Genomic DNA, 5,362 nt, shown 5'->3' with positions numbered 1-5,362 from the left:
TTTCTACTGGAATAGTCACCCTGTATTCGTGTATCGACTGGATAAGAGAAAGCCATATTAACACTTTGAATATCTCTGGCCCTCGTGAATCAAATAGTCCCGGAGTCTATCTCCTCTCTTGTATTTTTCTGAATCATTTAATTCCTTCAGTAACAAAACCGTCAAAGAATGGTGATACATCCCGCCCAATATAAGGTAAGACAAACCTGGTAAAAAACTGTAAGGCTCCTCTTCATACGATTTACCATTAATCTAGAAGCAACTCACTGAGAATAGCTGATTAATAATGGCTTGAAACCAAAAACTTATGTAGGATTAATTAATGTGAGGGCTCATTAAAAGTATCGCATGAGAATAAAACTGATATTCTCCGTTTTTATAATATGGGGATTATTGAGTTGTACCAAAAAAGTGGAGCAACTCACTGTAATTCCTTCGCAATTCCCTTCCAGCACCAAGGCTTATCAAACAATGGGAAATTACCCCTGTTTGGCATGGTGGCAGCAATTCAATGATAAAGAGTTAAACTCTTTAATTGCTCTAGGACTTAAGAATAATAACGATATTCACATTGCCATTGGCAATCTACAGCAAGCGCAAGCTGCTTTACAGGAAGTCAAATTAAGCTGGATTCCTACCATACAAACATATGCTGGTTACTCTACAAATCCTGCATTGGGAGCACCAGGAGGTTTTTATGGAATTTGGCCCTATTATGCAATAAATATCATGCAACTATACTCACAACAAAAGCAGGCTCAATATAATGTTGATTATTATCGAGCCGCCATTTCCGGAGTTCGGCTACTGGTAATTGGACAAATAGCCGCCTCTTATTTCACGTTAATGGCTCAACAAGAACAATTACGTTTAATCCAGGAATTAGATAAGGATGTAAAAACCCTAATTACTTTGAGTGAACAAGATATTCAAATTGGTTTAACGAATCAAATTGATTTAGCACAGTTAAAAACAGATGAGAAACAAATTGCGGCGCAGATACATCCCATTCGACACAATATTGTTGTAAGCAAAAACGCACTTCGCTTTTTAATCAATGCTAATCCTGGTCCTGTGCGTACTAAAAATAATTTTGCCCGATTAGATTTTAGTCGTTTTAAACCTGGTAGCATACCGGCTCAGGTTTTAAATAATCGTCCTGATATGCATATGGCTGAATTTGCCCTCAAAGCAGCAAAAATGGATATTAATATTGCCTACAGTAATTTTTTCCCAACCTTACAGTTGGATGATTTTATTGGTGAAGCACATGACAATCGTCTTTTTGTTCAAACTACAGATGCTTATTTTAACGGATCATTAGCACTTAGTACTCTAGGAACTATACGGGCTGCCAAAGGAACGTACCATGTAAAGATGGCTGAATTTATCAAAACAGTAAGACGTATTTTAAGAGAGGTTGATACCGATTATTCTGCGAGCAAACAAATGAATGAACAATATTCAACCTATTTAAACGCAGAAAAAGATTATGGCCATAAGTACAAACTACAACAGGGTTTATTAAAGACAGGCTTGATTTCTTATAAAGAATTAGTACAAAGTAAACTATATTTAGATGAATTAGCGTTATCAACGAATCAAGCGAAACTAGAGTTAGCGATGTCCCTGGTTGTCTTATATCAAGATTTAGCCGGGGGGTATGCCTATAACAATGGAGCTGGTCACTAATAAACATGAATTGGGATAAGTATCGGGAAAAGACTAAAAATTTTTTAGTCGTATAAAACATTGGTTTACCTTTACCAATACTATTATTTTGATCGGTATTTTAACTACTATCATTTATCTTTTTTCTTTTTTATTTCCTTTTACTGACAATGCCTTTGTCGTAAACAATGTACGTCCGGTTGCTGCTCTTACTAGCGGTTATATAACAGGGCTTTATGTTAAAAATGGTGAAGGGGTAAAAAAGGGCAGAAACTATTTACCGTTTTTAAAACCCCTTATGTCTTAACCGTTAAACAATTACGTGCCGATTTAGAAGCCGCTAGGGCGCAATTAGCTGCTTTAAAAACAACCTACGAACGTGATCTAAAATTAAGTGATACCCAACAGCGTATTTATATAAAGCACGCGCAGGACAATAAAAAATATCAACGAGGTTATCAATTAAAATCGATTTCGCTGATTACTTTACAAAACTCTCAACAAGAAACTCATGCCGCTAAAGATAAATGGGAAGCTTCTTTAAAGCAAGTAGAAATTATCAGTCATCAGATTAAAGCGCAAAAACAGGAAATTAAATCGCTTTCAGCCCAATTCCGAAATGCCCTGGTTAATTTAAAGTTGACTGATGTTTATGCTCAAGGGAATGGTATTATTCAAAATTTATTTTTACCATTGGTACTCCTGTAAATGTGAACCAACCTCTTTTTCTTTAGTAGGTACGGATAATATTTATATTCAAGCTAATTTTAATGAAACCGATTTGCGTGATGTTCGTAAAGGAGCACGAGTACTCATTTTTCCGCGTATGTATTTAGGACGAAAAATATTCCATGGAGTTATTGAATCAGATTATTGGAGTGCAAATAGACAACTGGTAGATAACCGTACGCAGCTACAAAATGTGATTAATGAAAATCAATGGGTTTTATTACCACAACGTCTTCCAGTAATTATCCGCGTGACGGATCCTAATCCTCATTATCCTCTTCGGGTGGGAAGCAGTGCCTATGTTTATATCCAGGTTTAAGCATTGGCTGGATGAAGTTGATCCCTACACAATTCAACGAGGCGCTTTACGCAAGGCTTTATTTATTGCCACTATAATGACTTATGTTTATTGGCTCTTTTTGCCCGTAAGTTATATGTCTTTTATCTTACCCTTTTTTATTTTATCCATTTACGAAATACCCGCCCTCTCTAATTTCAAAAAGAAAGAGCAATTATTAGTTTTTATTAGCTTGAGTGTACTGATTATTAGTGTTTCCTTTTATCTGATTTATCCATTTCGTGGCGTTTTTTCTTTTTCATTATTCATTTTAACAGTCATCTATTTTTTGTATTACGTTATTTTTATGCTTTAAAAATTTAATTATGATGACGTTGGCTATAGGAACGATTATTTTAAGTACGGAACCCGAAGGCAATTTGCAAATTGCTTATGGATTTATTTCTTCAATCATTCTTTCATGCCTCACCATTATCATTTGTTTGAAAATTTATCCGCATCAATATATTAGAGTCTGGAACAGGGCTCTAGCCAATTTTATAAATTATTTAGAAAACGATATTGAGAATGCTCTGCGTCAGGATAAAGTAAGCATGGCGGGAATTATTCATTTTGAAATGGTAAGAAATTACCAACGCTTAGTGGGTCAAAAAAATTTTTTAACCTGTTATCGAATTGCTGTGTATATTCGCAATATTCAGCTTTCTCTTGATAACCTATATTATGAGAAAAAGAATGAAGTGTTTTGGCGAAGTATTAAAAAAACCTTCATCAACTTCAAATAAATATGGAAACTTATACTCCTTGTGACACGCCTCAAATTGACTTTTCTCCGCAAACAAGACTGCAACATTATATAGCAGATTGCCTAAGTCGTGCTTTTATTTATTGGAATAAGCTATGCAAACTACGCTGCAGTTGAAAAAAACTCGACTATGCACGTTTCGTACATTTAGCTGTGATCTTCATGATTGCAATGTTTATTTTTTATTTACAACACTACCTGAAAATAAATGGATTTTATTAACAGTATTAGTAGTTAGTGCCGGCATTGAACCTGGCTTAATTCTTCGTCGCTCAAAGCATCGTATGGGGGGGACGCTCGCAGCGTTATTAATCTTAGTTCCTTTAATCTATTTAATGCAATTGAATTATCGGTTTATACCCGTATTATTTATTATTGCAGTTATTGCTTTAAATGTTACGGCATTAAATATTCAACGTTATGATATTAGTGTTTTTTTTGTCACTCTTTCCGTGTTTTTATTGCTAGCACAAACCACCGATACTAATTCTCCACAAGGCCCTTTTGAAATGATGATTAATCGGGGTATTTGTACCTTGATAGGCATTCTGATTGTCTTAATGGGAGATTATTTTTTATTTCAAAGTTACCGCTATTCCCATAAACTCTATTTTTCATCAAATGATAGTTTACAATTTTTAAAAGAAAAATTCAAGAAATTGAACTACAACATTCCAAAGGTAAAAATAGCTTTCTTTTTATCGAGCGAATGCGAGAGCAGCTTGTTGACCATTTTTCTCCTATTGCCATCAGTTCAGAAAATTTGAAATTAGATTTCAAGATCAGTGAAAAAACAAAAGAGAAGATAGAAATTTTTCAGTCAACTATTTGGGAAATTCGCCGTTTACTCTTCGCACTATGTATGTCGGAGTTAGTTTTAGAAACCCCTGATAAAACTGAAAGACATAAGGAGCGTTTTCATAAGCTGATGGCCACGGCGAAAGAGCATTTTATCTATTAGTGGTTCGATGGGCTATATTTTATACACAACACATATTATAGAGGGCGCTATGGCAGACATCATTAATCTTAATAAAAAAAGAAAATCTAACATTCGTTTGGAAAAGAAAAAAGGCTTCTGAAAATCGCATTAAATTCGGAAGGACGAAAAAGAAAAGCAGCTAGAGAAACAAGATACTGAACGTAGTGAACGATATCTGGATGGTCATAAGTTGGAAAAAAATGAGAAAGAATGAAGGAGACGAGTCGTTTAATAACAGATTTTTTTCAGGTCTAATTTTATCTCTAATTTATTGGACTGTTAAAAGCCCCATCAGAACAAACTGATGGAGCTTTTTAAGTGTTGCGACAATCTTACTTAGTAGCTGCGGCTTTCTTTTCTTTTTCTTTGGCAATCACTGCTTCAGCTACATTGTTTGGACAAGCAGCATAGTGAGAGAACTCCATTGAGAATTGGCCGCGACCTGAAGTAAGCGTGCGTAATGTACTGATGTAACCAAACATTTCTGAAAGAGGAACATCGGCCTTAACACGTACACCAGCTGCGCTGGGCTCTTGGCCAGAGATCATACCGCGACGACGGTTCAAATCACCAATCACATTACCTACATCTTCTTCTGTACTGTAAACGTCCACTTTCATGATGGGCTCTAGTAATTGCGGGCCAGCTTTTGGTATAGATTGACGAAAAGCGCCTTTTGCCGCAATTTCAAACGCAATTGCCGAGGAGTCGACGGCATGGTAAGCACCATCAGTGAGGTTGACTACCACATCCAATACGGGGAACCCAGCTAAAGTACCTGTATCCATCATTGAGCGGAAACCTTTCTCAATTGCAGGGAAGAATTCTTTAGGAACGTTCCCACCCACAACAGATGTCATGAAAGTGAACCCAGAGT

Annotated in this window: 4 protein-coding genes and 4 pseudogenes; 7 read left to right on the top strand and 1 reads right to left on the bottom strand. The window is 35.9% G+C overall.

Annotation, left to right across the window (positions count from 1 at the left end; all coding sequences use genetic code 11):
• The 7 genes and pseudogenes from BN58_RS30725 to BN58_RS33490 all read left to right on the top strand — a co-directional run.
• Positions 1-194 (top strand): putative molybdenum carrier protein (locus BN58_RS30725; protein WP_232220457.1); only part of this gene is annotated, 194 nt, incomplete at its 5' end.
• Between the two features lie 154 nt (positions 195-348).
• Positions 349-1,692, top strand: a complete 1,344-nt coding sequence (locus BN58_RS08535; protein ID WP_026069360.1) for a TolC family protein — start codon at positions 349-351, stop codon at positions 1,690-1,692.
• Positions 1,693-1,744: 52 nt separating this feature from the next.
• Positions 1,745-2,719 (top strand): annotated as a pseudogene (locus tag BN58_RS23465) (HlyD family secretion protein).
• Entirely contained in the window at positions 2,700-3,053 is a 354-nt protein-coding gene (locus tag BN58_RS33500) for a hypothetical protein (RefSeq protein WP_019216464.1), read from the top strand. The pseudogene BN58_RS23465 and the gene BN58_RS33500 overlap by 20 nt, the downstream one beginning before the upstream one ends.
• Before the next feature lie 10 nt (positions 3,054-3,063).
• The gene (locus tag BN58_RS33495; RefSeq protein ID WP_019216463.1) at positions 3,064-3,483 is read left to right on the top strand and encodes a hypothetical protein; all 420 of its coding nucleotides are present in this window, start codon (positions 3,064-3,066) and stop codon (positions 3,481-3,483) included.
• 182 nt (positions 3,484-3,665) lie between these two features.
• Positions 3,666-4,464: pseudogene (locus tag BN58_RS23455) on the top strand (FUSC family protein).
• Between the two features lie 49 nt (positions 4,465-4,513).
• Positions 4,514-4,699 (top strand): annotated as a pseudogene (locus BN58_RS33490) (DUF4169 family protein).
• A 118-nt stretch (positions 4,700-4,817) separates the two neighbouring features.
• Here the strand turns inward: BN58_RS33490 and BN58_RS23450 are convergent.
• A pseudogene (locus BN58_RS23450) lies at positions 4,818-5,362 on the bottom strand (elongation factor G); the annotation flags it as partial.

This window comes from Legionella tunisiensis (assembly GCF_000308315.1).
Classification (GTDB): Bacteria; Pseudomonadota; Gammaproteobacteria; order Legionellales; family Legionellaceae; genus Tatlockia; species Tatlockia tunisiensis.
Note: the sequence above shows the minus strand (reverse complement) of the source record. Positions and strands in the feature narration are given on the sequence as shown.

Coding starts and splice junctions, on each gene's coding strand:
- BN58_RS33500 (WP_019216464.1), top strand. CDS start 2,700: ATGTTTATATCCAGGTTTAAGCATTGGCTGGATGAAGTTGATCCCTAC.
- BN58_RS08535 (WP_026069360.1), top strand. CDS start 349: ATGAGAATAAAACTGATATTCTCCGTTTTTATAATATGGGGATTATTG.
- BN58_RS33495 (WP_019216463.1), top strand. CDS start 3,064: ATGATGACGTTGGCTATAGGAACGATTATTTTAAGTACGGAACCCGAA.